A 25,447-nucleotide genomic window follows, 5' to 3' on the forward strand; every position below is an offset into this window, starting at 1 on the left:
GGCCGTGTGACAGAGGCCCTCTAGCCCCGTGGCGGAAGCTTCGGTCGCCGTCGGTCCGGTACGTCCTCAAGGCTCGGCGGTGTCGCCGCGGGCTGTCGTTCCAGGAGGTCGAGGGCCACGCCCACCGCGTCGTCGAGCTGGGCGTGCCGGCCCTCCGCCCAGTCCAGCGGCGTGCGCAGCACCTCCAGGTCGGGGGCCACGCCGTGGTTCTCCACGGACCAGCCGTACTCGTCGAACCACCCCGCGTTCATCGGCACCGTGATGACCGTCCCGTCGCCCAGGACGTGCCGCCCGGTCATCCCCACCACGCCGCCCCACGTGCGCTGGCCCACCACGGGGCCGAGGCCGAGCAGCTTGAAGGCCGCCGTGATCATGTCGCCGTCCGACGACGTCGCCTCGTCGGCCAGGGCCACCACGGGCCCGCGGGGCGCGTTCGAGGCGTACGACACCGGCTGGGCGTTGCGTGTCAGGTCCCAGCCGAGGATCTTCCGGGTCAGCTTCTCGACCACCAGCTCGCTGATGTGCCCGCCCGCGTTGCCGCGCACGTCCACGATCAGGGCCGGGCGCGAGACCTCCAGGCGCAGGTCCCGGTTGAACTGTGCCCAGCCGGAGCCGCCCATGTCGGGGATGTGCAGGTAGCCGCACTTTCCCCCGCTCAACTCCCGTACGACGTCGCGTCGTTTGGCCACCCAGTCCTGGTAGCGCAGGGGGCGTTCGTTGATGAGGGGGACGATCGCCACCCTCCTGGACCTGCCCTCTGGCTCGGCCGCCCGGAACGTCAGCTCCACCGTCGTGCCGCCCGCCGCGGCGAGCAGCGGGAAGGGGCCCGTCACCGGGTCCACCGGGCGGCCGTCGATGTGGGTGAGGATCGCGCCCTCCCGGATGCCCGCGCCCGCCAGCGGCGAGCGCGCCTTGGAGTCGGAGGAGTCGCCGGGCAGGATCCGCTTGATCATCCAACTGCCTTCACGACAGACGAGGTTGGCACCGAGCAGGCCCATCGCCCGCTGGTAGTGCGGCGGCCCTTCGTTGCGGCGGGCCGCCGAGACGTACGCGTGGGACGTGCCCAGCTCACCGAGGACCTCGCGGAGCAGGTCCGCGAACTCGTCGGGGGAGGCGACCCGTTCCACCAGCGGCCGGTACTGGTCCAGGATCGCGGGCCAGTCGATGCCGCACATGTGCGGCTCCCAGAAGTAGGCCCGGATGAGGCGGCCCGCCTCGTCGTAGGACTGGCGCCATTCGGCCGCCGGGTCGACCTCGTGCAGGATGCGGCGCAGGTCGATCCAGACGGTGGTGTCGCCGTCGCCGGTCTCCGTCGAGGGCACCGCGCGCAGATCGCCCTCGTCGACCACCACGAGCCGTGAGCCGTCGCCGCTGAGCGCGAACCAGTCGAGGTGGTCGACCAGTTCGGACTTCTTGCCCTTGGAGATGTTGAAGTACTCCAGGGTGGGGCGCCCCGAGGTGTCCGACGGGTTGGCGAACGTCTCGCCGAGCGCGCCCGAGATCGGCCAGCGCATCCAGACGAGGCCGCCGCCGCTGACGGGGTGGAGGGCCGAGTACTTGGACGCCGAGACCGGGAACGGCGTCACCCTGCTCTCCAGGCCCTCCACCTCCACGATGGCGGACCCGGCCGGGGAGAGACCGTCGGCCGGGTCGAGGCCGCCCGCCGCGGGGCGGCCGTCGGGGGAGAGGGCGAAGGGGGACGGGGTGGCCGACGACAGGGGGACCAGGTAGGGGCGGCAGCCGAGGGGGAAGGACAGGTCGCCGGTGTGCACGTCGTAGACGGGGTCGAAGCCGCGCCAGGACAGGAAGGCCAGATAGCGGCCGTCGCTGGTGAAGACCGGGTTCTCGTCCTCGAAGCGGCCGTTGGTGACGTCGACGATGATGCGGCAGCCCGGCCCCTCGATGCGGGCCATCTTGATCTGCCGCAGGGAGCGGCCGATGCCCGGATGCGACCAGGTCAGCCACGCCCCGTCGGGGGAGAACGCCAGGTCGCGCACCGGGCCGTTGAGGGAGCGGATCAGCTCCGTCACCTCGCCGTCGGACTCCTCGGTCGCGTCGATCAGGAGCAGCCGCCCGTCGTTCGACGCGATCGCGATCCGTTCGCCCTCGGGGTCGGAGATCAGTTCGAGGACCCGGCCGAGCTGCCCCTGCGCCAGCCTGCGCGGCGCGCGGTCGCCGCTGGCGCGCGGCAGATAGGCGATCTCGACGGCGTCCTCGCCCTCCGCGTCGGTGACGTAGGCGACCTGCCCGCCCTTGCCGAGCATCTCCGGGAGCCGCACGCGCACGCCCGGGGTGTCCGTGATGGTGCGGGCGGGCCCGTCCCGGTGCGTCAGCCAGTACAGGCTGCCGCGTACGACGACGGCGCTGGCCCGGCCCGTCGCGTCCACGGAGAGCGAGTCGACGTGCTGGGCGGCCGGCACCTGGTAGATCCGCCGCCCGGCGCGCGGTCCGCCCAGGCGCACGTCGAGGCGGCGCGGCACGGAGCCCGCGGACAGGTCGTCGACCAGCCAGACGTCGCCCGCGCACTGGTAGACGACGCGGGCGCCGTCGCTGGACGCGTGCCGGGCGTAGAACGCGTCGTGATCGGTGTGCCGTCGCAGGTCGGAGCCGTCCGGCAGGCAGGAGTACAGGTTGCCGACGCCTTCGTGGTCGGAGAGGAACGCGATACGTCCGTCCACGAACATCGGGGCGTCCAGATGGCCGTCCAGGTCGGGCAGGAGCTGCTCGCCGTGCAGCCACAGGCGGCCGGTGGCCCCGCCTCGGTAGCGCTTCCAGGCGGCGGGCTCGTGCGGCGGCTTCCCGGTGAGGAGGAGGGTCTTGCGTTCGCCCTCGATGTCGTTGACCGCGATGTCGTAGACCGGCCCCCAGGGCAGCTTGCCGCCGGGTGATCCGTCGGTCGGCACGCTGTAGGCCCAGCAGAAGTACGAGAAGGGCTGATTGTGCGAGGAGACGGCGAGGATGTCGCCGTCGGGTGACCAGCCGCAGACCCGGGTGTCCGTGCTCCCCCAGTAGGTGAGCCGCCGGGCCGGGCCGCCGTCGACCGGAGCGAGATGGATCTCCGGGTCGAGGCTGCGCCAGGTCGTGAACGCGATGTGGCGGCCGTCCGGCGAGAAGCGCGGATGGCTCACCTTGGTCCGGTCGACGGTCACCCGCCAGGCCCGGCCCGCGGGGGCTCCGTCCGGGCTCAGCGGTGCCACCCAGAGATCGTCCTCGGCCGCGAAACAGAGACGGTCGCCGCTGAGGTGCGGAAATCGCAGGTATGCGTGGTCAGCATGGGCTTCATCGCGCGCGTCGGTCACTTCACCATGCTTTTCCGGTGCGGAGGGCCCGGCAACTCGTACAGAAGGCCGGGTGGCTCGTACACGGGGCGATCGGGGGCGATCGGGGGCGATCGGGGGCGGACGGGGGTGAGTGCGCCGCGTGATGCAGCACACGTACGAAACGGTTTCGTTTCGTTAAGGCCGCGGGTACAGTCATGGCGTACGGAACGGTTTCGACGAGGAGCGGAGGGATCATGGCTGAGGCGGCAACGGCGCGGCGCAGCCGGATCACACCCGAGCGTGAGGCCGAGCTCTACGCGGCCGTGCTCGACCTGCTCCGCGAAGTCGGGTACGAAGCGCTCACGATGGACGCCATCGCGGCCCGCACGAAATCAAGCAAGGCCACCCTCTACCGCCAGTGGGGGAGCAAGCCCGAGCTGATCGCCAGGGCGCTGAAGCACAACAAGCCGGTGTCCATCGAGGACATCGACACCGGTTCCCTGCGCGGCGACCTCATGGAGACCGCCAACCGTTCGGACGACTGTCAGATGGAGCGGGACGCCGCGCTGATGCGGAGCCTGTTCCATGTCATCCACGACAATCCCGAACTCCACCAAGCGCTGCGGCAGTTGCTCATCGAGCCGGAGATCACCGGCCTGAACGCACTGCTGCGCAGGGCCGTGGAGCGGGGCGAAGTGGACCCGGACAACCCCGCCCTCGGCTACGTCATCCACATGATGGTCGGCGGCTTCGTCGCCCGTGACCTGATCGAGGACCGCACGGTCGACCGTGAGTTCCTCCGTTCCTACATCGACGCCGTGATCCTCCCCGCTCTCGGCGTCTGACCGAACCCCTCACAGCACCACCTCTCGCACCTCTTCCACCTGACGCGACCGCTCACGTCGTCGGGCTGATCCCCCCTGCCCTGTAGACACCACGACCTGACCGGGAGTACGCCCTCGTGGCCACTTTCCTCTACAAACTAGGCCGACTCGCCTTCAGGCGTCGGCACTTCGTCGCCCTGATCTGGGTGGCGCTCCTGACGCTCGCCGGAGTCGGCGCCGCGTCCGCGCCCACCGCCGCATCCAGCTCCTTCTCCATTCCGGGTACGGAGGCCCAGAAGGCCTTCGACCTGCTCGAGGAGCGGGTGCCCGAGGCCAGCGCCGATGGCGCGAGCGCCAAGGTCGTCTTCAAGGCACCGGCCGGTGAGAAGGTCACCGATCCGGGCAACAAGGCCGACATCGAGAAGACCGTCGCCGCGCTCAAGTCCGGTTCGGACGAGGTGGCGAGGGCGGACAGCCCCTTCCGGACCAAGACGGTCAGCAAGGACGGCTCCACGGCGTACGCGTCGGTCTCGTACAAGGTCACCTCGATGGAGCTGACCGACGAGAGCCGTGACGCCCTGGAGAAGACCACCGACCAGGCGCGGGAGTCCGGGCTCACGGTCGAGGTCGGCGGCGACGCGCTGCAGGCGATGCCCGAGACCGGGGCCACCGAGGTCATCGGCATCGCGGTCGCGGCGGTCGTCCTCGTCATCACCTTCGGCTCGCTGATCGCGGCGGGTCTGCCGCTGCTCACCGCGCTGATCGGCGTGGGCATCGGTGTCTCCTCGATCACCGCGCTGGCCAGCGCGCTCGACCTGGGGACGACCACCTCCACGCTCGCGATGATGATCGGCCTCGCGGTCGGCATCGACTACGCGCTCTTCATCGTCTCCCGCTACCGCGGCGAACTCGCCGACGGGCGGGACCGCGAGGATGCGGCGGGCCGTGCCGTGGGCACCGCCGGATCGGCCGTGGTCTTCGCCGGGCTCACCGTGGTCATCGCGCTGGTCGGCCTCGCCGTGGTGAACATCCCGATGCTCACCAAGATGGGCTTCGCGGCGGCCGGCACGGTGGTCATCGCCGTGCTCATCGCGCTCACCCTGATCCCGGCGCTGCTCGGGTACGCGGGCAAGAAGGTCAAGCCCACGGGCGAGAAGAGCAAGGTCCTCGGCGGCGGCAGGAAGGCGAAGGCCGCGGCTGACGCCGAGGGCGCCACGGAGAAGAAGGACAACCTCGGCACCCGCTGGGCGCGCTTCGTCACGCGCCGCCCGCTCACCGTCCTGCTCATCGGCGTCATCGGTCTCGGCGCCGCCGCGCTGCCCGTGTCCTCGCTCGAACTGGGGCTCCCGGACGACGGCGCCCAGCCGACGTCCACGACCCAGCGCAAGGCGTACGACCTGGTCTCCGACGGATTCGGCCCCGGCTTCAACGGCCCGCTGATGACGGTCGCCGACCTCAAGGGTTCCGACGACCCGAAGGCGGCGGCGGGCGAGATCAGGACGACGATCTCCAAGCTGGACGACGTCCACTCGGTCGCCCCGCCGGTGATCGACAAGGGGGGCGACACGGCGATCATTTCCGTCGTCCCGTCCTCCAAGCCCAGCGGCATCGAGACCGAGAACCTCGTGCACTCCATCCGCGACGCGGGCGCCGGCATCAAGTCCGACACCGGTGCGAGCGTGATGGTCACGGGCACGACGGCCATGAACATCGACGTCTCCCAGAAGCTGAACGACGCCCTGCTGCCCTACCTGGCACTCGTCGTCGGCCTCGCCTTCCTCCTCCTGATCGTCGTCTTCCGCTCGATCCTGGTCCCGCTCAAGGCGGCACTCGGCTTCCTGCTCTCGGTCCTCGCGGCCCTGGGCGCGGTCGTCGCGGTCTTCCAGTGGGGCTGGCTCGGCTCGCTCTTCGGCGTCGAGCAGACCGGCCCGATCATGAGCATGATGCCGATCTTCATGGTGGGCGTCGTCTTCGGCCTCGCGATGGACTACGAGGTGTTCCTCGTGACGCGCATGCGAGAGGCGTACGTCCACGGGGAGCGCCCCGGCCAGGCGATCGTGACCGGCTTCCGGCACGGAGCACGCGTGGTCTCGGCGGCGGCCGTGATCATGATGGCGGTGTTCGCGGGCTTCATCGGCTCCAGCGAGCAGATGGTGAAGATGATCGGTTTCGGTCTGGCCATCGCCGTGTTCTTCGACGCGTTCATCGTGCGCATGGCGCTGGTTCCGGCGGTGCTGGCGCTGTTGGGCAGGAAGGCGTGGTGGCTGCCGAGGTGGCTGGATCGTGCGCTGCCGAACGTGGATGTCGAGGGCGAGGGCCTGCGCACGGACGCGGAGAAGGACGCAGCTCGGGCGGTCGACGCCGATCGGGAGCCGGTTCGGGTCTGAGCCAGGGCCGATGAGCGGGGTGGGGAGAAGCGCGGGAGGTATGCGCTTCTCCCCGCCGCCGTCGCGGCTGCCGTGTTCTTCGACGCGTTCATTGTGCGCATGGCGCTGGTCCCGGCGGTGCTGGCGCTGCTGGGCAGGAAGGCGTGGTGGCTGCCGAGGTGGTTGGACCGTGCTCTGCCGAACGTGGATGTCGAGGGCGAGGGCCTGCGCACGGACGCGGAGAAGGACGCAGCCCGGGCGGCCGACGCCGATCGGGAGCCGGTTCGGGTGTGAGGTGACGTGTCAGTGCGGGACGGGGGCGGTCGCGTACGTGCGGCGCAGGAAGCGGATCAGGGCTGAGGCGTCGAACTGCACGACCGCCACCCCCTGCGCCGAGTGGAACTCCATGACCGTCTGGACCCGTCCGCAGGGCCAGATGTGTACGTCGCCGCTGGTGGCCGGGGCTCGCAGGCCCTGTTCGAGCAGCTGGCGGGCGAAGGTCCATTCGTGGGAACCAGGGAGGCCGATCCGCACCGAGAGCGGGTCGGCCTCCGGGTCGTACCGGAGGACGGCGGGGACGGTGAGCTGGTCGTCAGGGGAGTCCGTGACGACGTGGGCACGTGCGTACTGCTCTACTGCGGACATCGCCTAACTCCTCACCGTCACGTGCCTTCTGCACTCTAATGTCCCATATATTGCGATTCCTGCTCCAGGTGTGACCGGGATAACTGGATAGCCACCGCTCTTGCAAACCGTTCGCAACAAAGCACTATCATTGAACGGTTCACGAGCGACCCGCTCTGCCTTCCTTCTTCCTGTCCTGCCCAGGAGCGCGCGCATGCATGTCCCCGACGGATTCATCAACGCCCCCGTCTCCGCCGTCACCGGGGTCATCGCCGCCGGAGCGGTCGCCGTCAGCCTCCGGGGCGCCCGGCGCGAGCTGGACGAACGGACGGCGCCGCTCGCCGGACTCGTCGCCGCGTTCATCTTCGCCGTACAGATGCTGAACTTCCCCGTCGCGGCCGGGACCAGCGGACATCTGCTCGGCGGAGCACTCGCCGCGATACTCGTCGGCCCCTACACGGGTGTCCTGTGCGTCTCCGTCGTCCTGCTGATGCAGGGCGTCCTCTTCGCCGACGGCGGCCTGACCGCGCTCGGCGTGAACATCACCGACATGGCCATCGTCACGACCGTCGTGGCCTATCTCACCTTCCGCGGCCTGGTGAAGGTGCTCCCGCGGGGCCGCCGCTCCATCACCGTCTCGGCCTTCGTCGCCGCACTGATCTCCGTGCCCGCCGCCGCGGTCGCCTTCACGTTCATCTACGCGCTCGGCGGCACCACCGACGTCTCCATCGGCAAGGTCGCCACGGCCATGGTCGGCGTCCACGTCCTCATCGGCATCGGCGAGGCCGCCATCACCGCCCTCACCGTCGGCGCCGTCATCGCCGTCCGCCCCGACCTCGTGTACGGCGCCCGCGGCCTGACCCAGAAGCTCAAGCTCCGCGTCGGCGGCGAACTCGTCGACGTCCCCGCAGCCGAGGCCCCCACCCCCGTAGCCGCCCCCTCGCACCGCAAGGTGTGGATCGCGGGCCTGGTCGCCTCCCTCGTCCTCGCGGGCTTCGTCAGCTTCTACGCCTCCGCCGACCCCGACGGCCTGGAGAAGGTCGCCCACGACAAGGGCATCGACAAGAAGGCCGAGGAGCACGCCTCCTCCGACTCCCCGCTCGCCGACTACGGCGTCAAGGACATCACCGACGCCCGGATCTCCGGCGGCCTCGCCGGCGTGATCGGCGTCGGCGTCACCGTCGTCGCGGGCACGGCGGTCTTCTGGTCGCTGCGCCGCCGTCGTACGGCGGACACGGGCCCGGCGTCCACGGCGACCGTCTCCGATCCCACCTCCGAGAACGCCTGACATGGGCGCGGGCCACGCCCACCGGCTCTACCGGCACGGGCACTCACCGGTGCACGCGCTGCCCCCGCACACCAAACTGGCGGCCGTCTTCTGCTTCGTGATCGTGGTGGTCTCCACCCCGCGCGAGGCGATGTGGGCGTTCGGCCTGTACGCGCTCCTGCTCGGCACGGTGGCGTACGCCTCCCGCGTCCCCCTCCCGTTCCTCCTCAAGCGGCTGCTCATCGAGGTCCCGTTCGTGGCGTTCGCGGTGCTCATGCCGTTCGTGGCCGAGGGCGAGCGGGTCGACGTGCTCGGCATGTCCCTGAGCGTCAACGGCCTCTGGGGCGCCTGGAACGTCCTCGCCAAGGGCACGCTGGGCGTCGCCGCGTCCGTACTGCTCGCCTCCACCACCGAACTGCGCTCGCTGCTCCTGGGCCTCCAGCGCCTGAAGCTGCCGCCGCTGCTCGTCCAGATCGCCTCGTTCATGATCCGGTACGGCGACGTGATCGCGGACGAGATGCGCCGCATGAAGATCGCGCGCGAGTCCCGTGGTTTCGAGGCGCGGGGCGTCCGGCAGTGGGGCGTCCTCGCGAAGTCCGCCGGCGCGCTCTTCATCCGCTCGTACGAGAGGGGCGAGCGGGTGCATCTGGCGATGGTCAGCCGGGGCTACGCCGGTTCGATGCCGGTGATCGACGAGGTCACCGCCTCGCGTGCACAGTGGACGTACGCCTTCGCCCTGCCGGGCGCCGCTCTTGTCGTATGCCTGTTGGGATGGACCCTGTGACCACCGCACCCTCACTCGAAGTGGCCGGCCTCGCCTTCGCCTACCCCGACGGGCACCAGGCGCTCTTCGGCGTCGACATGACGATCGGCCGCGGCGAGCGGGTCGCGCTGCTCGGCCCGAACGGCGCGGGCAAGACCACGCTCGTCCTGCACCTGAACGGCATCCTGACGGGCGGCGCGGGCACGGTCTCCGTCGCGGGCCTGCCCGTCGGCAAGAAGCACATGGCGGAGATCAGGCGCCGGGTCGGCATCGTCTTCCAGGACCCGGACGACCAGCTCTTCATGCCGACGGTGCGGGAGGACGTGGCGTTCGGCCCGGCGGCGGCCGGGATGCGCGGGCCCGAGCTGGAGGCGCGCGTACACAAGGCCCTCTCGCAGGTCGGCATGGCGGAGTTCGCGGACCGCCCGCCGCACCACCTCTCCTTCGGGCAGCGCAGGCGGGTCGCGGTGGCGACGGTCCTCGCGATGGAGCCGGAGATCCTGGTCCTCGACGAACCGTCCTCGAACCTGGACCCCGCCTCGCGCCGCGAACTGGCCGACATCCTGCGCTCGTTGGACGTGACGGTCCTGATGGTCACGCACGACCTGCCGTACGCGCTCGAACTGTGCCCCCGGGCGCTGATCCTGAGCGACGGCGTGATCGCCGCGGACGGGCCGACGGGGGAGCTGCTCGGCGACGAGGCCCTGATGGGGGCGCATCGGCTTGAGCTGCCGTTCGGCTTCGATCCGAAGTCGGTGAAGGTGAACCGGTAGGGAATCCATGGCTGTGAGTGGCTGTTGGGCTTGTCATGGACGTTGACGTGCACGGAACAGTGGCCGAGGGCTTCGAACCCGTCCGGGAGGCCTTCCTCCGTAACTTCCGCGAGCTCGGCGAGCGGGGAGCGGCGGTCACCGTGTACCGCGACGGGCGGCCGGTGGTCGACCTGTGGGGCGGCACCCGGGACGCGGACGGGGGTGCCGGGAGCGAGCCCTGGGAGCGCGGCACCGCGCAGATCGTCCGCTCGGCGACCAAGGGCGTGGCCGCCTCCGTCCTGCTCCTCCTGCACCAGCGCGGCGAACTGGACCTGGACGCGCCCGTCGGCTCCTACTGGCCGGAGTTCAAGGCGCGCGGCAAGGAGCGGGTGCTGGTCCGGCACGTGCTCGCGCACCGGGCCGGGGTGCCCGCGCTCGACCGTCCGCTGACGCCCTCCGAGGCGCTCGACCCGGATCTCGCCGCGGCGGTGGTCGCGGCGCAGGCCCCGTTCTGGGCGCCGGGGGAGGACCACGGCTACCACGCGCACACCTACGGCTGGCTCACCGGTGAGCTGGTGCGGCGGGTGACGGGGCGTTCCCTCGGGGAGTTCGTGGCCGCGGAGATCGCCGGGCCGCTCGGCCTCGACCTGTGGGTCGGTCTTCCGGAGGCGGAGCAGGGCCGGACCGGGCGGCTGGGCCGGATCGAGGCTCCCGCCACCTCCGGGGGGCTCCGGGTGCGGCCCAAGCGGAACGTGGCGGAGGCCTACGCGGATCCCGCCTCGCTCACCAGCCGTGCGTTCGGGGCGGTCGATCCGCAGCCGGACGAGAACGACCCCGCGTACCGGGCGGCTTCCCTCCCTGCGTCCAACGGCGTCGCCACCGCCGGTGGCCTGGCCCGCTTCTACGCCTCGCTGATCGGTGAAGTGGGGGGTGCCGCGCGGCTGTTCACTCCGTCCACGGTGGCGCTGGCCCGCGCCGAGGCGTCCTCCGGGCCCGACCGCGTCCTGGTCGTGAACACCCGCTTCGGGCTCGGCTTCATGCTGCACGGCGGCGCGTCCCCGCTGCTGGGGCCCGGCTCGTTCGGTCACCCCGGGCGGGGCGGGGCGCTCGGCTTCGCCGATCCGGAGTCGGGGGTGGCCTTCGGGTACGTGACGAACGGGATGAACAAGGGGGTTACGGCGGATCCGCGGGCCCAGGGGCTGGTGCGGGCGGTGAAGGGGGTGTTGTAGGGGCGCCTCAAACCCCGGAGGGGCTGAAAGACGCAGCCCGTCCGGCGATTGAGGACATCTTGTCGGGGGCCGCCCTACCCCGCGTGCAGCATCAACCCGATACCCGCCACCATCAGTCCCGCAGCCACAAGGCGAGGCGCTCCGAACTTTTCCTTGAAGAAGATCGCGCCTATTCCCGCGCCCACGATGATCGAGGACTCGCGGAGGGCCGAGATGGGGGCGAGGTCCGCCTTCGTCTGGGCCCACAGGACCAGGCCGTACGCGGCCACGGAGAGGGCCGCGCCGAGCAGGCCCACCGCCGCGAACGGGCGCAGCCGGCCCACCAGTTCACCGCGCCAGCGGTACGCCGCGTACACCGGGATGGCGAGGCCCTCCAGGATCATCAGCCACGCGATGTAGCCCAGGGAGGAGCGGGAGGCGCGGACGCCCAGGCCGTCCACCACCGTGTACGCCGCGATCGAGACGCCCGTGGCCAGCGCGGCACCGATCGCCGCCCAGTCGGGGCGCCGGCCCGATCCGCGGATGCCCCAGAGGGCGAGGCCCATCAGGCCCGCGCAGGAGACCGCGACACCGGCGGCCTGCCAGCCGTCGGGGATCTCGCCCGCGAAGACCGCCGCGAGGACGGTGACCACCAGCGGTGCCGTGCCGCGCGCGATCGGATAGGCCTGGCCGAAGTCGCCGAGCTTGAACGACTTCATGAGCAGCGCGTAGTAGCCGATGTGGATCACGGCCGAGACGATCAGGTACGGCCACGCCCCTGCCGCCGGTATCGCCGCGAACGGCGCGATGAGCAGGCCGATCAGGAGGCCGCCGCCCGATATGAGGGTGAAGCCGACCAGCTTGTCGGTGATGTGGTGCGCGATCGCGTTCCAGCAGGCGTGCGTGACGGCGGCCAGCAGCACCGCCGCCGCGACCAGCGGCGTCACTTGGCGAGCTCGCGCACGTTCACCACGGTGCCGTTCGCGTGGTGGATCAGGTCCTTGGGCGCCATGGGGAAGACCGCGTAGGGAGTGCCCGCCGCCGCCCACACCACCTCGTGGTCGAGGAGCGAACGGTCCGCAAGGACCCGCGTCTTCGTCGCGTGGCCGAAGGGCGGTACGCCGCCGATCGCGTACCCCGTGGTCTCCCGGACGACGTCCGCCTTCGCGCGCGTCACCTTCGCCGCGCACAGCTCCCACCGCACGAGCTCCAGGTCGACCCGCGAGGCGCCGTCCATCAGGACCAGGACCGGGACGCCGTCCGCCGCGAAGATCAGTGACTTGCAGATCTGGCTCAGCTCGCAGCCGATGGCCGCTGCGGCCTCCTGGGCGGTGCGCGTCGCCTCCGGGAAGCGGCGGACCTCGCCGACCAGTTCGGCGAGGCCCAGCTCGGTCAGGGCCGCGGCGAATCGGGGGTGTGCGGGGGAATCTGTAGCGCTCATGCCCGGCACGCTAGCTGTCCGTGTACGGGGCACGCGACCAGGTATCCGCATACCGGACAAGAGGTCTCGGCGGGAGCGAGGAGAGTGAGAGGAACCCGCTACCGGCCCGCCAGGAACATCGCGCGGACCAGCGGGCCCGCCGAGTCGCCGCCGTGCCCGCCCTCCTGCACGACCGCTCCCGCGGCCAGATCGCCGCGGTACGCCGTGAACCAGCCGTTGGGCTTCTTCTGGCCGTCGACCTCCGCGGAGCCGGTCTTCGCGCCCATGTCGGAGCCGAGGCCCGACATCGGCTCGACCGCCGTGCCCGCCACCGCCGTGTAGTGCATCAGCTCCCGCAGCGCCGACGCCGTACCGCCCGACATCTTGCGGGACGCCGTCGCGAGCGTGCGCTTGTCGACGTCCGGGGAGACCAGGTACGGCTGCTTGAACGTGCCCGACTTCACCGTGGCCGCCACCGACGCCATGTTCAGCGGGTTCATGCGGACCCCGCCCTGCCCGATCAGCGAGGCGCCCATCTGCGCGTCGCTCTGCACCGGGACCGCGCCGTCGAAGGTCGGGACGCCGATCGACCAGTTGTCGCGGCCGAGTCCGAAGACCTCCTGCGCCTGCTTGGTCAGGGAGTCGTTCCGCAGCTTCTTGGCCTGGCTGATGAAGGCCGTGTTGCAGGACCGGGCGAAGCTCGCCCGGAACGTGCCGTCCTTGATCTGGAACTTGTCGTCGTTCTGGAACTTCCAGCCGCCGTACGTCACGTACTTCGGGCACGGGTGCTTCTTGTCGACGCCCGCGAGCTTCTTCTCCAGGAGCAGGGACGACGTGATGACCTTCATCGTCGAACCGGGGGCCAGCGAGCCCTGGAACGCCGTGTTGAAGCCGCCCGGCTTCGAGTTGGCCGCCGCGAGGATCTCGCCCGTGCTGGGCTTCACCAGGACCACCGCGGCCTGCTCGCGCTTGGCCGTCTCCTTCTCCGCCGTCGCCTGCAGCGAGGGGTCGAAGGTCGTCTTCAGGGTGCCGGGGGTGCCGGGGGAGAGCGTGAGCAGTGTCTTGTCGGGCGTCGCCTTGGCGTCGTCCTTCGTCGTCGCCGACTTCTCGGCTTCCTTGGTGCTGTCCTTGCGCACGATGCGCAGCTCCACGCCCGCCGTGCCGCCCGCCTTGTCGCCGAACTTCTCGCGCAGGCTGTCGAGGACCGTGCCGAGCGAGGGGTACTTCGCCGCCGTCAGCTCGCCGCCGTCCCGGTCCACCGCCTTGATCGGCGGGTCCCCCGCCTCGCCGGTGACCAGGCGGTCGCCGTCCTTCAGGTCCGGGTGGACGACGGAGGGCTGCCAGCCGACCAGAGTCTTGCCGTCGTTCTTTCTTCGTACGACGGTCAGCTCGGACTCGTACGCGAAGGGCTTGCTCTTTCCCTCGTACGAGACCGTGGACGCGACCGAGAACGGCACCTTCGCGCCCGCCCGCTTGCCCGGCGTCAGCTTCACCTTCGTGAGGTGGGAGTCCTTGGCGTACGCGGTGAGCGCGGTCTTCGCCGCCGTCCGGTCGTCGGTGAGCGTCGCGGCCCCGGCCACGTCGCCCTTCTCCCACGCGGCGAGGAAGTCCCGGGTGGTGGCACGGACCTCGGCGGCCGTCGGCGGGCCGGCGGCCACCGGCTTCTCGTCGACCGTCGGTCCGTCGCCGTCGGACGAGCCGCCGATCAGGCTGTACGCGGCGATGCCCACGCCGCACACGACCACGGCGGCGGCGCCGCCGAGCACACCCGGGTGCACCTTGACGCTCTTCGCGCCGGGAATGCCCGAGATGTTCTTGATGCCCTTGCGCTCGCTGGCGCGCCCTCGCTTGCCCACTGATCCTCCGCAGATCCCAGAGCCTCCAAGCTCCGCACCGGAAGGCCTCACACTAAGGGGCTTTCATGAAGGCCCCGACCACAAGTCTCAACTGCCTGCGGCAAGTACCGCCGCCACGATAGGGCCGGCCGCGTCGCCCCCGTGGCCGCCCTTCTCCACCACCGCCGCGGCCGCCACGTCCTCGCGGTATCCGGTGAACCAGCTGTTGGGCTTGTCCTGACCGTAGACCTCCGCCGAGCCGGTCTTCGCGCCGATGCTGCCGCTGAGCCCGGACATGGCCGGGGCGCCGGTGCCGCTGACCGCCGTGCGGTTCATCATCTGGCGCAACTGCTGGACGGTGGACGCGGGCAGACCGTGCGCCTGGGCCAACTGCCGGTCGTCCAGGGACGGGTCCACGATGACCGGCTGCCGGAAGGCCCCCGTGATCGCGGTCGCCGTGACCGACGCCATGTTGAGCGGGTTCATCAGCACCTTGCCCTGGCCGATGATGCTCTCGGCGCGCTCACCGCCCGCGGACGCCGGGACGGAGCCGTCGTTCGTGGGGACGCCCACCTTCCAGTCGAGACCCAGGCCGAAGCCGTTCTGCGCCTCCTCGGTGAGGGACTCGTCCGTGACGCCGTCCTCGTCGACCAGCTTCACGAACGCGGTGTTGCAGGACCGCGCGAAACTGTCCGACAGGGTCGCGTTCTCGTCCGGTGCCAGGCCCGGCAGATTGACGATCCGGCGGCCCTGCCAGACCGCGGTGTCCGGGCAGGGCGCGGGGCCGCTCGCCTTCGTCACGCCCTTGTCGATGAGCATCGCCGCCGAGACGATCTTCATCGTCGAGCCGGGGGCCAGCTTGCCGTTCAGCGCCGCGTTGAACTGGTCCTGCCGGTGATTGGCGACCGCGAGCACCTCGCCGGAGCTCGGCTGCACGGCGACCACCGAGGAGTCCGCGTGCCGCGCCACCGCCTTCTCCGCGGCCCGCTGCGCCGACGCGCTCAGCGTCGTCCTCAGCCGGCCCGCCTTGCCCTTGGCGAGGGTGAGGAGCGTCTCGGTGCCCGCGTCCTCGTCCGCGTGCCGGACGTAGAGCTCGACACCGGGTGTGCCGCCCACCTGGTCGCCGTACTTGGCGCGCAGCTGGTCCAGGACCGGGCCGAGCGAGGGGAAGTCCTTCTTGTCCAGGGCCGTGCCGTGCCGGTCGACGGCCTGAATGGGGGGCGCGGCGGCCTCACCGGTCTCCAGGGTGTCGTCCCTCTTCAGGTCCGGGTGGACGACCGAGGGGTCCCAGTCGACGAGCGCGCGACCGGTGGTCTCGCCACGGACGACGGTCAGTTCGGAGTCGTACGCGAAGGGCTTGGTCTTCCCCTTGTACGACACCGTGGCCTCGACGGAGAACGGCACGGTCGCGCCGGCGGCCCGGCCCGGCGTGAGCTTCACCTTCGTCAGGTGGGCGTCCTCACGGAAGCCCGTCAGAAGCTTCGAGGCCACTTCCGCGTTATTCGTGTATCCCCCGGCCCGCTCGGCGTCGCCCTTGGCCCACGAGGCGAAGAACTTCTCCGTCGTCCCGCGGATCTCGCCGCTCGTCGGCGGCCCCGCCTTCACCGTCCGCGGACCGGACGCGGACGAACCGCCGCCCCCGGTCACGCCGTTCACCACGTTGTACGCGCCGTACCCCGCGCCCCCGACCATGACGGCGAACACCCCACCGACCAGAGTGACTTTTACCCCTTTGTGCATATCGCGTTCCCCTCCCCAGGAGCCCTCCCGAATGAATTCGGGAGGGACGCTTGCCCCGACTTTAAGGGGAGGAAGTGACATACGAGAGGGCTGTTATCCGAAGGTGTCCAAGGTGCCCTCTACAACCAGGTGTCTAGACCCATGTATCGAGGAGCATTCGGGCCCGCCAGGAATCGATCGGAATGGCCTGGCCGGTGTAAATGGGCCAGAACCAGATGAAGTTCCACAGGATCAGCAGCACCAGGACGCCCGAGGCCGCGGCCCCCACGACCCGCCGCCGCTCACTCGACCCCTGCGGGCCGAGCATCGCGCCGATCATCATCGCCACCGCCAGGCACAGGAACGGCACGAAGACGACGGCGTAGAAGAAGAAGATCGTCCGCTCCTGGTACATGAACCACGGCAGATAACCCGCCGCGATCCCGCACACGATGGCGCCCGCGCGCCAGTCCCTGCGGAACACCCACCGCCACAGCACGTAGAGCAGCGCGAAGGCGCCCGCCCACCACAGCATCGGGGTGCCGAGCGCGAGGACCTCGCGCGCGCACTTCTCCGCCGTGCCGGAGGGGCAGCCGTCCTTGCCGGGCAGCGGTGACTCGTAGAAGTACGAGACGGGGCGGCCGTCGACGATCCAGCTCCACGGGTTCGACTGGTACGTGTGCGGCGACGAGAGCCCCACATGGAAGTCGTAGACCGCGTGTTCGTAGTGCCACAGGCTGCGCAGCCAGTCCGGCAGGATCGTCCAGGAGCCGCCCTTGCCGTCCGTCGCCGCCCAGTTGCGGTAGTAGCCGCCCGTGCCGTCCGTCGGGGAGAGGATCCAGCCCAGCCAGGACAGGACGTACGTGCCGATCGCGACCGGCACCGTGGACACGAACGCCGGGAACACGTCCCGCTTCAGGACCGTGAGATACGGGCGCTCGGCGCCGGCGACGCGGCGGCTGCCCACGTCCCACAGGACGGTCATCAAGCAGAAGAAGACCATGATGTACAGGCCGTTCCACTTGGTGCCGAAGGCGAGCCCCAGACAGAGACCGGCCGCCCAGCGCCAGGGCCGCCACCCCAGGCGCAACGTCTCGGCGACATACGCGTCGGGGCGCACCCTGCCGTCCTCGTCCACCGGCAGACCGGCCGCGAGTTTCTCCCGCGCCTTGTCCCGGTCGATCAGGAAACAGCCGAACGCGGCGAGCACGAAGAACATCAGGATCTGGTCGAGCAGCGCGGTGCGGCTCATCACGAAGTGCAGCCCGTCCACCGCGAGCAGCCCGCCCGCCAGACAGCCCAGGAACGTCGAGCGGAACAGCCGCCGGCCGATCCGGCACAGCATCAGGACCGACAGGGTGCCGAGCACCGCCGTCATGAAGCGCCAGCCGAAGGGATCGAAGCCGAAGATCCACTCGCCGATGCCGATGACGTACTTGCCGACCGGCGGATGCACGACGTACGCGGCGTCCGTGGGGATCGTGATGCCCGATCCCTGGTCCAGGACGCTGTCGTTGACCTTCTCGGGCCAGTTGACCTCGAAGCCCCGGTGGATCAGCGCCCAGGCGTCCTTGGCGTAGTACGTCTCGTCGAATATCACGGCCTTCGGGCTGCCGAGATTCCAGAACCGGGTGATGCCCGCGACCAGTGTGATCAGCAGCGGGCCGATCCACCCCGACCACCTGACCAGTCGATCGGCGTTCTGCTTCGGCATGCCGATCGACGCCCACAGCCGTGGGCTCGGTTCGGTGTACGCGGGCATGAGCCGGGCCCGGACATCGGCGGTGAGCTGGGTGGGACGCGCCACATGGCCGAAGCGGCGCAGCCTGTGCTGCCACGACGGCTGCTGCTCCTCGGCTGCCTGGCCCTGGCGGGTGTCCGGGGAAGACGCGGTACTGGTCACCGCGCCATCGTAGGGAACCCGGCTGTGTGAGTCCCGTCCCTGGGCCCTACCCGTGCGCCTGCGAGGATGGACGGGTGACAGGAAGCGCTGATTCCCCCGGAAACCCGTCCCCCGGAACCCTCGTCCTCGCGGGCACTCCGATCGGCGACGTCGCGGACGCTCCACCGCGGCTCGCGACCGAGCTGGAGTCCGCCGACGTGGTGGCCGCCGAGGACACCCGGCGGCTCCGCAGGCTCACCCAGGCGCTCGGCGTGCAGGTGGGCGGAAGGGTCGTCTCGTACTTCGAGGGCAACGAGAGCGCGCGGACGCCCGAGCTGGTCGAGGCGCTGGTCGGCGGGGCGCGGGTGCTGCTCGTGACGGACGCCGGGATGCCGTCGGTGTCCGACCCCGGGTACCGCCTCGTCGCCGCCGCCGTGGAGAAGGACATCCGGGTCACGGCCGTGCCGGGACCGTCCGCCGTGCTGACCGCGCTCGCGCTCTCGGGGCTTCCGGTGGACCGCTTCTGCTTCGAGGGCTTCCTGCCGCGCAAGGCGGGCGAGCGGCTCTCGCGGCTGCGCGAGGTGGCCGAGGACCGTCGCACTCTCGTCTACTTCGAGGCACCGCACCGGATCGACGACACCCTCGTCGCGATGGCCGAGGCGTTCGGCGACGAACGCAGGGCCGCCGTCTGCCGCGAGCTGACCAAGACCTACGAAGAGGTCAAGCGCGGTTCGCTGAAGGAACTCGCCGAATGGGCGGCCGACGGCGTACGCGGTGAGATCACCGTCGTCGTCGAGGGCGCACCGGAGAAGAGCCCCGGTGACCTGGGCCCGGACGAGCTGGTGCGCAGGGTGCTGGTGCGCGAGGAGGCGGGGGAGCGGCGCAAGGAGGCCATTGCCGCCGTCGCGGCCGAAGCGGGGCTACCCAAGCGCGACGTATTCGATGCCGTGGTCGCAGCAAAGAATGCGGCTCGGACCGACCCATCGAAGGGCAAAGGACTATCGTAAAAGGCAAAGCGCGGGCCGCGCGCCGGGCCTGAAGGCTATGGAAAGACCAAATCGGCTTCAACTGTCGACAGGTCTGATGCGCTCGCTCCGGGAAAGGCGTCCACTGGTCAAAGGGGACGCACCCGTCCCCACGCTTCCGGCCGGGAGGAAATCCCCGGTCCGGCAGCGCTTGTCCAGCGGACAAGAGGAGCTGGCATGAGTGAGATCGCCGACACCGGTCACCACACCACGGCGTCCGACGCGATAAACGCAATCAACGCGGCAAACACCGTTCATGAGTCTTACGCCTTCGCCTGTATGCGGTGCGGGCACGGCTGGGAGCAGTCGTACGACATCGAGCATCACGTGGACGGCGAGGGCAAGGAATTCGTGACGTACGTGGCGAACGGCCAGCGCGTGCCGTCGCCCCTGACCCGGCCGACGTGCCTGAACTGCGGCGGGCATGTCGTACGGATCATGCGGGCCGGACAGGTGTCGTCGGTGCTCGACCTGATGCAGCGGCATCACGCACCGCGAGCGGTGGCAGCGGCGGGGGACGAGGCCGGGGCCGGGGCGGCGGATGCCCCTGAGCGCAAGCACCACCACTGGCATCTGTCGGCGCTGCTGCATCCCTTCCACCACCGCAAGGCGGGATGACGCCGCCTTCGTAGGATCGGGGGCATGCCTTCCACTCCTGAAGACGCCGATGCCAAGAACGACGCGCCGCCGCTGCCCGAAGCCCTTCGGGTGGCGGTCGCCGACTCCCACACCCACCTCGACATGCAGTCGGGGACGGCCGAGGAGGGGCTCGCCAAGGCCGCGGCGGTGGGGGTGACGACGGTCGTGCAGGTGGGCTGTGACGTGGCCGGTTCGCGCTGGGCCGCGGAGACGGCCGCCGCGTACGGGAGCGTGCACGCCACCGTCGCCCTGCATCCCAACGAGGCGCCGCGCATCGTGCACGGCGATCCCGACGGCTGGTCCCGGCAGGGCGCGCGCGTCGCCGGCGGTGACGAGGCGCTGGACGCCGCGCTCGCCGAGATCGACGCCCTGGCCGCGCTGCCGCAGGTCAAGGGCGTGGGCGAGACCGGGCTCGACTACTTCCGCACCGGGCCCGGGGGAAAATCCGCCCAGGAGCGGTCCTTCCGCGCGCACATCGAGATCGCCAAGCGGCACGGCAAGGCCCTGGTCATCCACGATCGCGAGGCCCACGAAGATGTGCTGCGGATCCTGAAGGAGGAGGGCGCCCCGGAGCGCACCGTCTTCCACTGCTACTCGGGCGACGCGGCGATGGCCCAAGTCTGCGCGGAGCACGGCTACTTCATGTCCTTCGCGGGCAACGTCACGTTCAAGAACGCGCAGGGACTGCGGGACGCGCTGGCCGTCGCTCCCCTCGAACTGGTCCTCGTGGAGACCGACGCGCCCTTCCTCACGCCCGCTCCCTACCGCGGACGGCCTAACGCGCCGTATCTCATTCCGGTCACATTGCGGGCCATGGCCGCGGTGCGGGGCATCGGCGAGGACGCCATGGCCGAGGCGATCTCGGCCAACACGGCGCGCGCGTTTGATTACTGACCGATAACGCCCATACCCCCGTTCTTCAGGGCAGCACCACCACACTGTGTAGTCGTGCTGCTTTGGAGAGTGACGGTTGCTCCGCTAGGTTCTGGTCCGCCTCGCCCGATCCGGACGATCCGGACCAGAACGAGAACGCTGGAGCATCGTCGTGAGTCATGCGCCGCAGTACGAGACGTCTTATGGGGGCGGCACGACCTATGAGCCGGAGCCCGGGCCCGAGTACGGGGCCGGGGACGGGTTCGGGCCCGAGTACGGGTACGGGCCCGAGGCCGACACCGAGACCGGGGAGTACTTCCCCCGGCAGGCCACCGGACCCGTCCTGCCCGACGGGGGGCGGGCCGAGGCGCGGCGGGCCGCCCGGCGCAAGAAGACGAAGCCCAAGCCGGCGGGGAAGCCCGGGCCGAAGTCGCGGGCCGCTTCGTCGCAGCGGCCCGACTCGCTGCGGCGGCTGCTGCCGCAGGCGCTGGTCGTCGCCTTCCTCGCGGGCGGCACCTCCGCCTTCGTCGCCAACGACAAGGCCGTGCAGCTGACTGTCGACGGCGAGTCCCGCACCCTGCACACCTTCGCGGACGACGTCGGCGAGCTGCTGGAGGACGAGGGTGTGGACTTCGGCACGCACGACATCGTGGCGCCGACCGCGGGCACGGCCCTGGCCAGCGGCGACGAGATCGCCGTCCGCTACGGCCGGCCGGTCAAGCTCACCCTCGACGGGCAGCGGCGCGAGGTGTGGACGACGGCGCGCACGGTGGACGGGGCGCTGCGGCAGCTCGGGGTGCGGGCCGAGGGCGCCTACCTGTCCGCGTCGCGGAGCAAGCGCATCGAACGGCACGGCCTCGACCTCGACGTACGGACCGAGCGCACCGTGACGATCATGGCGGACGGGCGTGAGCGGACCCTCCGTACGAACGCGGCGACGGTGCGGGAGGCGATCGAGGAGTCCGGGATCACCCTGAACGGCCAGGACACGACCTCCGTCGCGCCCGGCAGCTTCCCGCGCGACGGGCAGACGATCACCGTCATGCGGATCTCCGGGCACAAGGAGGTGCGGGACGAGCCGATCCCGTTCGAGGTGCGGCGGACGCACGACGCCTCGCTGTTCGCCGGTACGGAGGTCGTGGAGCGGCAGGGGCACCAGGGGACCCGGCGGGTGACGTACGCGCTGCGCACGGTCAACGGCGTCAAGCAGAAGCCGCGGCGGCTTCGGTCCGAGGTCGTACGGGAGCCGCAGACGCAGATCGTGAAGGTCGGCACGAAGCAGCGTCCGGAATCGGTGGCGGGTGCGGAGGGGCTGAACTGGGGCTCGCTGGCCCACTGCGAGTCGGGCGGCCGGCCGAACGCGGTGGACGCCTCGGGGACGTACGGGGGGCTGTACCAGTTCGACACGCGGACCTGGCATGCCCTGGGCGGCTCCGGCCGCCCCCAGGACGCGTCGGCAGGCGAACAGACGCTCCGAGCGAAGAAGCTGTACGTACAGCGGGGGGCCAGCCCGTGGCCGCATTGCGGGGGGCGGCTTTAGGGGGCGTGCGTTCTGCGGTTCGGGTCCGTGTGTGGGTGCGGTACGTCCCCTCGGTGGTGGCCGCGGGGCAATCGGGTGGGGAGGCCCGTTCGGGCAGGCGAGGCCGCGGGGCACCGGCAGCACACTGGTGAAGGCCCAGGGGCCAGGCCCCGTAACCTGGTGCGGTGAGCAACACTGAGCCCGGCAGCCTCCTCGGCGCCGCCGACATCCGCGAACTGGCCGCTGCCCTGGGCGTACGCCCGACCAAGCAGCGCGGCCAGAATTTCGTCATCGACGCCAACACCGTCCGCCGCATCGTCCGCACCGCGGACGTCGGCCCGCAGGACGTGGTCGTCGAGGTCGGCCCGGGGCTCGGCTCGCTGACCCTCGCGCTGCTCGACACCGCGGACCGCGTCGTGGCGGTCGAGATCGACGACACGCTGGCCGCGGCGCTTCCCGCGACCATCGAGGCCAGGCTCCCGGCGAAGGCCGGATCCTTCGCCCTGGTGCACAGCGACGCCATGCTCGTACGCGAGCTGCCGGGCCCCGCCCCGACCGCGCTGGTCGCCAACCTTCCGTACAACGTGGCCGTGCCGGTCCTGCTGCACATGCTCGACACCTTCCCCAGCATCGAGCGCACGCTCGTGATGGTGCAGGCCGAGGTCGCCGACCGCCTCGCCGCCGATCCGGGCTCGAAGGTGTACGGAGTGCCGTCCGTGAAGGCGAACTGGTACGCCGACGTGAAGCGCGCCGGTTCCATCGGGCGCAACGTCTTCTGGCCCGCGCCGAACGTCGACTCCGGCCTCGTCTCGCTCGTGCGGCGCGCCGAGCCCGTGAAGACCACCGCGTCGAAGAAGGAAGTCTTCGCCGTCGTCGACGCCGCCTTCGCCCAGCGCCGCAAGACTCTGCGCGCCGCCCTCGCCGGATGGGCGGGCTCGGCGGCAGCCGCGGAGGCGGCCCTCGTCGCCGCGGAGGTCTCGCCGCAGGCCCGCGGCGAGGCGCTCACCGTGGAGGAGTTCGCGCGCATCGCCGAGCACAAGGGAGCGGGCGCGTGAGCGTCACCGTACGGGTTCCCGCGAAGGTGAACGTGCAGCTCGCCGTGGGTGCCGCGCGCCCCGACGGGTTCCATGACCTCGCCAATGTCTTCCTCGCCGTGGGGCTGTACGACGAGGTCACCGTGACGCCCGCCGAGCAGCTGCGCGTGACCTGCTCCGGGCCCGGCGCCGACCAAGTGCCCCTGGACCGCACGAACCTGGCGGCGCGGGCGGCCGAACTCCTTGCCGAGCGGCATGGGTGCAGCGCCGACGTGCACATCCACATCGCCAAGGACATCCCCGTCGCGGGCGGCATGGCCGGCGGCAGCGCGGACGGCGCGGGCGCGCTCGTGGCGTGTGACGCGCTGTGGGGGATTGGTGCCTCGCAGGGTGAACTCCTCGACATCTGCGCCGAGTTGGGCAGCGACGTGCCGTTCAGCCTGGTGGGCGGGGCGGCGCTCGGCACGGGGCGCGGCGAGAAGCTGGAGCCGCTGGAGGTCGGCGGGGACTTCCACTGGGTGTTCGCCGTCGCCGACGGAGGGCTCTCCACGCCCGCTGTCTACCGCGAGTTCGACCGGCTGACCCCGGTCGCCCCCGCCCCCGAGGCGTCCCCGGCGCTGCTCGACGCCCTGCGCGAGGGCGACGCCACGACTCTCGCCGGTGCCGTCACCAATGACCTCCAGCCCGCGGCCCTCTCGCTGTTCCCCTCGCTCGCCGAGACCCTCGCCGCGGGCACGGAGGCGGGCGCCCTGGCCGCGCTTGTCTCCGGCTCCGGACCCACCACGGCGTTCCTCGCCGCGGACGCCGGATCCGCGCGACGGGTCGCCGAAGCGCTGACGGCCTCCGGCACCTGCCGCACGGCACGGGTGGCGGCCTCCCCGGCCCCGGGCGCGACGGTCCTTTAGCGGCTGGAGCGGCTGGAGCGGCTTTGGCGGAGTGCGTACTCAGGCGCCGATCTGAGTACGTGCGCGCTGACGCGGGCCATGCGGTGCGCGCGACCGTACGTACATGGCATCAAGCGTGCGTGAACTGTCCGAGAAGACGCCCACCGGGCGCGACCGGTACATCGACCTGCTGCGGGTCGCCTCACTCGGCACGGTCGTGATCGGCCACTGGCTGATGGCGACCGTGACCGTCGGGGACGACGGCCGCACCGAGGTCGGCAACCTCCTCGCCGTCGTGCCCGGCCTGCAGCTCCTCACCTGGGCGCTGCAGATCATGCCGGTGTTCTTCTTCGTCGGCGGCTTCTCGCACGCCCTGTCGTACCGCTCCCTGAGCCGGAAGGCCCCGGAGGGCGGCGGCTCGGTCTACTCGGCGTTCCTGCGGGCACGGCTGCAGCGGCTGCTGCGGCCGACGATGGTCTTCATAGGGGTGTGGGGCTTCGCCGCTCTGGCCGTCCAACTCCTCGGCGAGGGCGGGGCGTTGCTGGACGTGACGCTGCGGCTGGTGGCCCAGCCGCTGTGGTTCATCGGCATCTACCTGGCGATGGTGGCGTTCACACCGCCGCTCCTCGCACTCCACGAGCGGTACGGCTGGGGCGCGTTCGGCGCTCTCGTGCTCGCCGCGGGAGCCGTGGACGTGGCGCGCTTCGCCTTCGGCGTCCCGTACGTCGAGTTCCTGAACTTCGCCTTCGTGTGGCTCGCCGTGCATCAGCTCGGCTTCCTGCGGGCGGACGGCCGGCTTCGGGTGCCCGCCGCGCTGGCCGTGGCGGGGCTCGCGGGGGCCGCGGCCCTGGTGGCCCTCGGCCCGTATCCCCTCTCGATGGTGGGCATGCCCGGCGAGCGCGTCTCGAACATGGCCCCGCCCACCTTCGCGCTGCTCTGCCACGGGATGTGGCTGGTGGGCGCCGTGGAGCTGCTGCGGGGGCCCGCGGCGCGCTGGCTCGCGCGGCCCCGGGTGTGGCGGGGCGTGGTGGCGGCGAACGGCGTCTCGATGACGGCGTTCCTCTGGCACCTGACGGCGATGCTCGGGGTGTACGGGGTGCTGATCGCCGCGGACGTGCCGCTGCCGGAGCCCGCGACCGGGGCGTGGTGGGCGCGGGTTCCGCTGCGGATGGCGGCGGCCGCGGTGCTCACCGCGCTGCTGGTCGCGGCATTCCGCCGCTTCGAAAAGCCGGTGGCGACGCGGGAGCCGACGGCGGCTGCGGGCGCGGCCTCCGGTCCCGCGGCGGCGGTGGGTGTCACGCTCTGCCTCTTCGGGGTGCTCGGCCTCTCGATGGTCGGGTTCGGAGGGCTGCTTGAGGGGCGTACGGCGATGCTGGTCGCCGTACGCGTGACGGCGCCGGTGGCGGTGGGGATGGCACTGGCCGGGTGGCTGCTGGTCGAGCGGGCGGGCCGGGGCGCGGGCGCGCTCCCCGTGGGTGCGCGCCGCTGATCACCGGTGGGCCGGGCGGGGCTGATCCGGGGCCCTGACCGGCCGCCGGGCCGGTGGCCGCTCC

Annotated in this window: 20 protein-coding genes and 1 pseudogene; 14 read left to right on the top strand and 7 right to left on the bottom strand. The window is 71.2% G+C overall.

Going from position 1 to position 25,447, the window contains the following annotated elements:
* Window positions 1-20: 20 nt before the first annotated feature.
* Window positions 21-3,299 carry a S41 family peptidase gene (locus AB0E78_RS15905; protein WP_361832472.1) on the bottom strand — a complete coding sequence of 1,093 codons (3,279 nt, stop codon included), beginning with the start codon at window positions 3,297-3,299 and terminating at the stop codon, window positions 21-23.
* Window positions 3,300-3,514: 215 nt separating this feature from the next.
* Between AB0E78_RS15905 and AB0E78_RS15910 the strand changes: the two genes are divergently transcribed.
* The 3 genes and pseudogenes from AB0E78_RS15910 to AB0E78_RS15920 all read left to right on the top strand — a co-directional run.
* Window positions 3,515-4,105, top strand: a complete 591-nt coding sequence (locus AB0E78_RS15910) for a TetR/AcrR family transcriptional regulator (protein ID WP_361832474.1) — start codon at window positions 3,515-3,517, stop codon at window positions 4,103-4,105.
* 116 nt (window positions 4,106-4,221) lie between these two features.
* Window positions 4,222-6,471: an MMPL family transporter gene (locus AB0E78_RS15915; RefSeq protein ID WP_361832476.1), complete on the top strand. Its 2,250-nt coding sequence runs from the start codon at window positions 4,222-4,224 to the stop codon at window positions 6,469-6,471.
* A 60-nt stretch (window positions 6,472-6,531) separates the two neighbouring features.
* Window positions 6,532-6,744: pseudogene (locus AB0E78_RS15920) on the top strand (hypothetical protein); the annotation flags it as partial.
* Between the two features lie 9 nt (window positions 6,745-6,753).
* Here the strand turns inward: AB0E78_RS15920 and AB0E78_RS15925 are convergent.
* Window positions 6,754-7,095, bottom strand: coding sequence for an SsgA family sporulation/cell division regulator (locus AB0E78_RS15925; RefSeq protein ID WP_361832478.1), 342 nt, complete (start codon window positions 7,093-7,095; stop codon window positions 6,754-6,756).
* A 193-nt stretch (window positions 7,096-7,288) separates the two neighbouring features.
* Between AB0E78_RS15925 and AB0E78_RS15930 the strand changes: the two genes are divergently transcribed.
* Genes AB0E78_RS15930 through AB0E78_RS15945 form a run of 4 tightly spaced genes read left to right on the top strand, consistent with a single transcriptional unit; the run spans window position 7,289 to window position 11,085 of the window.
* Window positions 7,289-8,362 (top strand): energy-coupling factor ABC transporter permease, encoded by a 1,074-nt coding sequence (locus AB0E78_RS15930; protein WP_361832480.1) that lies wholly within the window; start codon window positions 7,289-7,291, stop codon window positions 8,360-8,362.
* A gap of 1 nt (window position 8,363) precedes the next feature.
* Window positions 8,364-9,125, top strand: a complete 762-nt coding sequence (gene cbiQ, locus AB0E78_RS15935; RefSeq protein WP_361832482.1) for a cobalt ECF transporter T component CbiQ — start codon at window positions 8,364-8,366, stop codon at window positions 9,123-9,125.
* The gene (locus AB0E78_RS15940) at window positions 9,113-9,877 is read left to right on the top strand and encodes an ABC transporter ATP-binding protein (RefSeq protein ID WP_361832484.1); all 765 of its coding nucleotides are present in this window, start codon (window positions 9,113-9,115) and stop codon (window positions 9,875-9,877) included. Before cbiQ ends, AB0E78_RS15940 begins: the two co-directional genes overlap by 13 nt.
* A 35-nt stretch (window positions 9,878-9,912) precedes the next feature.
* Entirely contained in the window at window positions 9,913-11,085 is a 1,173-nt protein-coding gene (locus AB0E78_RS15945) for a serine hydrolase domain-containing protein (RefSeq protein ID WP_361832486.1), read from the top strand.
* 74 nt (window positions 11,086-11,159) lie between these two features.
* On the opposite strand, the gene AB0E78_RS15950 is transcribed toward AB0E78_RS15945, so the two are convergent.
* The 5 genes from AB0E78_RS15950 to AB0E78_RS15970 all read right to left on the bottom strand — a co-directional run bounded on the left by AB0E78_RS15950 (window position 11,160) and on the right by AB0E78_RS15970 (window position 17,941).
* Window positions 11,160-12,011, bottom strand: a complete 852-nt coding sequence (locus AB0E78_RS15950; RefSeq protein WP_361832488.1) for a DMT family transporter — start codon at window positions 12,009-12,011, stop codon at window positions 11,160-11,162.
* A complete protein-coding gene (locus tag AB0E78_RS15955) occupies window positions 12,008-12,505 on the bottom strand; it encodes a YbaK/EbsC family protein (RefSeq protein WP_361832490.1) in 498 nt (165 codons plus the stop codon). Before AB0E78_RS15955 ends, AB0E78_RS15950 begins: the two co-directional genes overlap by 4 nt.
* Before the next feature lie 98 nt (window positions 12,506-12,603).
* Window positions 12,604-14,250: a penicillin-binding transpeptidase domain-containing protein gene (locus AB0E78_RS15960; protein ID WP_361832816.1), complete on the bottom strand. Its 1,647-nt coding sequence runs from the start codon at window positions 14,248-14,250 to the stop codon at window positions 12,604-12,606.
* 177 nt (window positions 14,251-14,427) lie between these two features.
* On the bottom strand, window positions 14,428-16,059 hold the full coding sequence (locus AB0E78_RS15965; RefSeq protein ID WP_361832492.1) for a penicillin-binding transpeptidase domain-containing protein: 1,632 nt from the start codon (window positions 16,057-16,059) through the stop codon (window positions 14,428-14,430).
* A gap of 133 nt (window positions 16,060-16,192) precedes the next feature.
* Window positions 16,193-17,941, bottom strand: a complete 1,749-nt coding sequence (locus tag AB0E78_RS15970; RefSeq protein ID WP_361832494.1) for a phospholipid carrier-dependent glycosyltransferase — start codon at window positions 17,939-17,941, stop codon at window positions 16,193-16,195.
* A gap of 74 nt (window positions 17,942-18,015) precedes the next feature.
* Between AB0E78_RS15970 and rsmI the strand changes: the two genes are divergently transcribed.
* The 7 genes from rsmI to AB0E78_RS16005 all read left to right on the top strand — a co-directional run bounded on the left by rsmI (window position 18,016) and on the right by AB0E78_RS16005 (window position 25,383).
* Entirely contained in the window at window positions 18,016-18,927 is a 912-nt protein-coding gene (gene rsmI / locus AB0E78_RS15975; RefSeq protein ID WP_361832496.1) for a 16S rRNA (cytidine(1402)-2'-O)-methyltransferase, read from the top strand.
* Between the two features lie 297 nt (window positions 18,928-19,224).
* Window positions 19,225-19,563, top strand: a complete 339-nt coding sequence (locus tag AB0E78_RS15980) for a hypothetical protein (RefSeq protein WP_361832818.1) — start codon at window positions 19,225-19,227, stop codon at window positions 19,561-19,563.
* Between the two features lie 24 nt (window positions 19,564-19,587).
* Window positions 19,588-20,478, top strand: coding sequence for a TatD family hydrolase (locus AB0E78_RS15985; protein ID WP_361832498.1), 891 nt, complete (start codon window positions 19,588-19,590; stop codon window positions 20,476-20,478).
* A 151-nt stretch (window positions 20,479-20,629) separates the two neighbouring features.
* Complete coding sequence (locus AB0E78_RS15990; RefSeq protein ID WP_361832500.1) at window positions 20,630-21,997, top strand: ubiquitin-like domain-containing protein; 1,368 nt, start codon at window positions 20,630-20,632, stop codon at window positions 21,995-21,997.
* Between the two features lie 164 nt (window positions 21,998-22,161).
* Window positions 22,162-23,031: a 16S rRNA (adenine(1518)-N(6)/adenine(1519)-N(6))-dimethyltransferase RsmA gene (gene rsmA, locus AB0E78_RS15995; RefSeq protein ID WP_361832502.1), complete on the top strand. Its 870-nt coding sequence runs from the start codon at window positions 22,162-22,164 to the stop codon at window positions 23,029-23,031.
* A complete protein-coding gene (locus AB0E78_RS16000; RefSeq protein ID WP_361832504.1) occupies window positions 23,028-23,915 on the top strand; it encodes a 4-(cytidine 5'-diphospho)-2-C-methyl-D-erythritol kinase in 888 nt (295 codons plus the stop codon). Before rsmA ends, AB0E78_RS16000 begins: the two co-directional genes overlap by 4 nt.
* A 103-nt stretch (window positions 23,916-24,018) precedes the next feature.
* A complete protein-coding gene (locus tag AB0E78_RS16005; protein WP_361832506.1) occupies window positions 24,019-25,383 on the top strand; it encodes an acyltransferase in 1,365 nt (454 codons plus the stop codon).
* Window positions 25,384-25,447 lie beyond the last annotated feature (64 nt).

This window comes from Streptomyces sp. NPDC032198 (assembly GCF_040636975.1).
GTDB lineage: Bacteria > Actinomycetota > Actinomycetes > Streptomycetales > Streptomycetaceae > Streptomyces.

Excerpts from the sequence above, each read along its gene's own strand:
- AB0E78_RS15910 (WP_361832474.1), top strand. The coding sequence starts at position 3,515 with ATGGCTGAGGCGGCAACGGCGCGGCGCAGCCGGATCACACCCGAGCGT.
- AB0E78_RS15925 (WP_361832478.1), bottom strand. The coding sequence starts at position 7,095 with ATGTCCGCAGTAGAGCAGTACGCACGTGCCCACGTCGTCACGGACTCC.
- AB0E78_RS15930 (WP_361832480.1), top strand. The coding sequence starts at position 7,289 with ATGCATGTCCCCGACGGATTCATCAACGCCCCCGTCTCCGCCGTCACC.
- cbiQ (WP_361832482.1), top strand. The coding sequence starts at position 8,364 with ATGGGCGCGGGCCACGCCCACCGGCTCTACCGGCACGGGCACTCACCG.
- AB0E78_RS15940 (WP_361832484.1), top strand. The coding sequence starts at position 9,113 with ATGGACCCTGTGACCACCGCACCCTCACTCGAAGTGGCCGGCCTCGCC.
- AB0E78_RS15945 (WP_361832486.1), top strand. The coding sequence starts at position 9,913 with ATGGACGTTGACGTGCACGGAACAGTGGCCGAGGGCTTCGAACCCGTC.
- AB0E78_RS15955 (WP_361832490.1), bottom strand. The coding sequence starts at position 12,505 with ATGAGCGCTACAGATTCCCCCGCACACCCCCGATTCGCCGCGGCCCTG.
- AB0E78_RS15965 (WP_361832492.1), bottom strand. The coding sequence starts at position 16,059 with ATGCACAAAGGGGTAAAAGTCACTCTGGTCGGTGGGGTGTTCGCCGTC.
- AB0E78_RS15980 (WP_361832818.1), top strand. The coding sequence starts at position 19,225 with ATGCGGTGCGGGCACGGCTGGGAGCAGTCGTACGACATCGAGCATCAC.
- AB0E78_RS15985 (WP_361832498.1), top strand. The coding sequence starts at position 19,588 with ATGCCTTCCACTCCTGAAGACGCCGATGCCAAGAACGACGCGCCGCCG.
- AB0E78_RS16005 (WP_361832506.1), top strand. The coding sequence starts at position 24,019 with ATGGCATCAAGCGTGCGTGAACTGTCCGAGAAGACGCCCACCGGGCGC.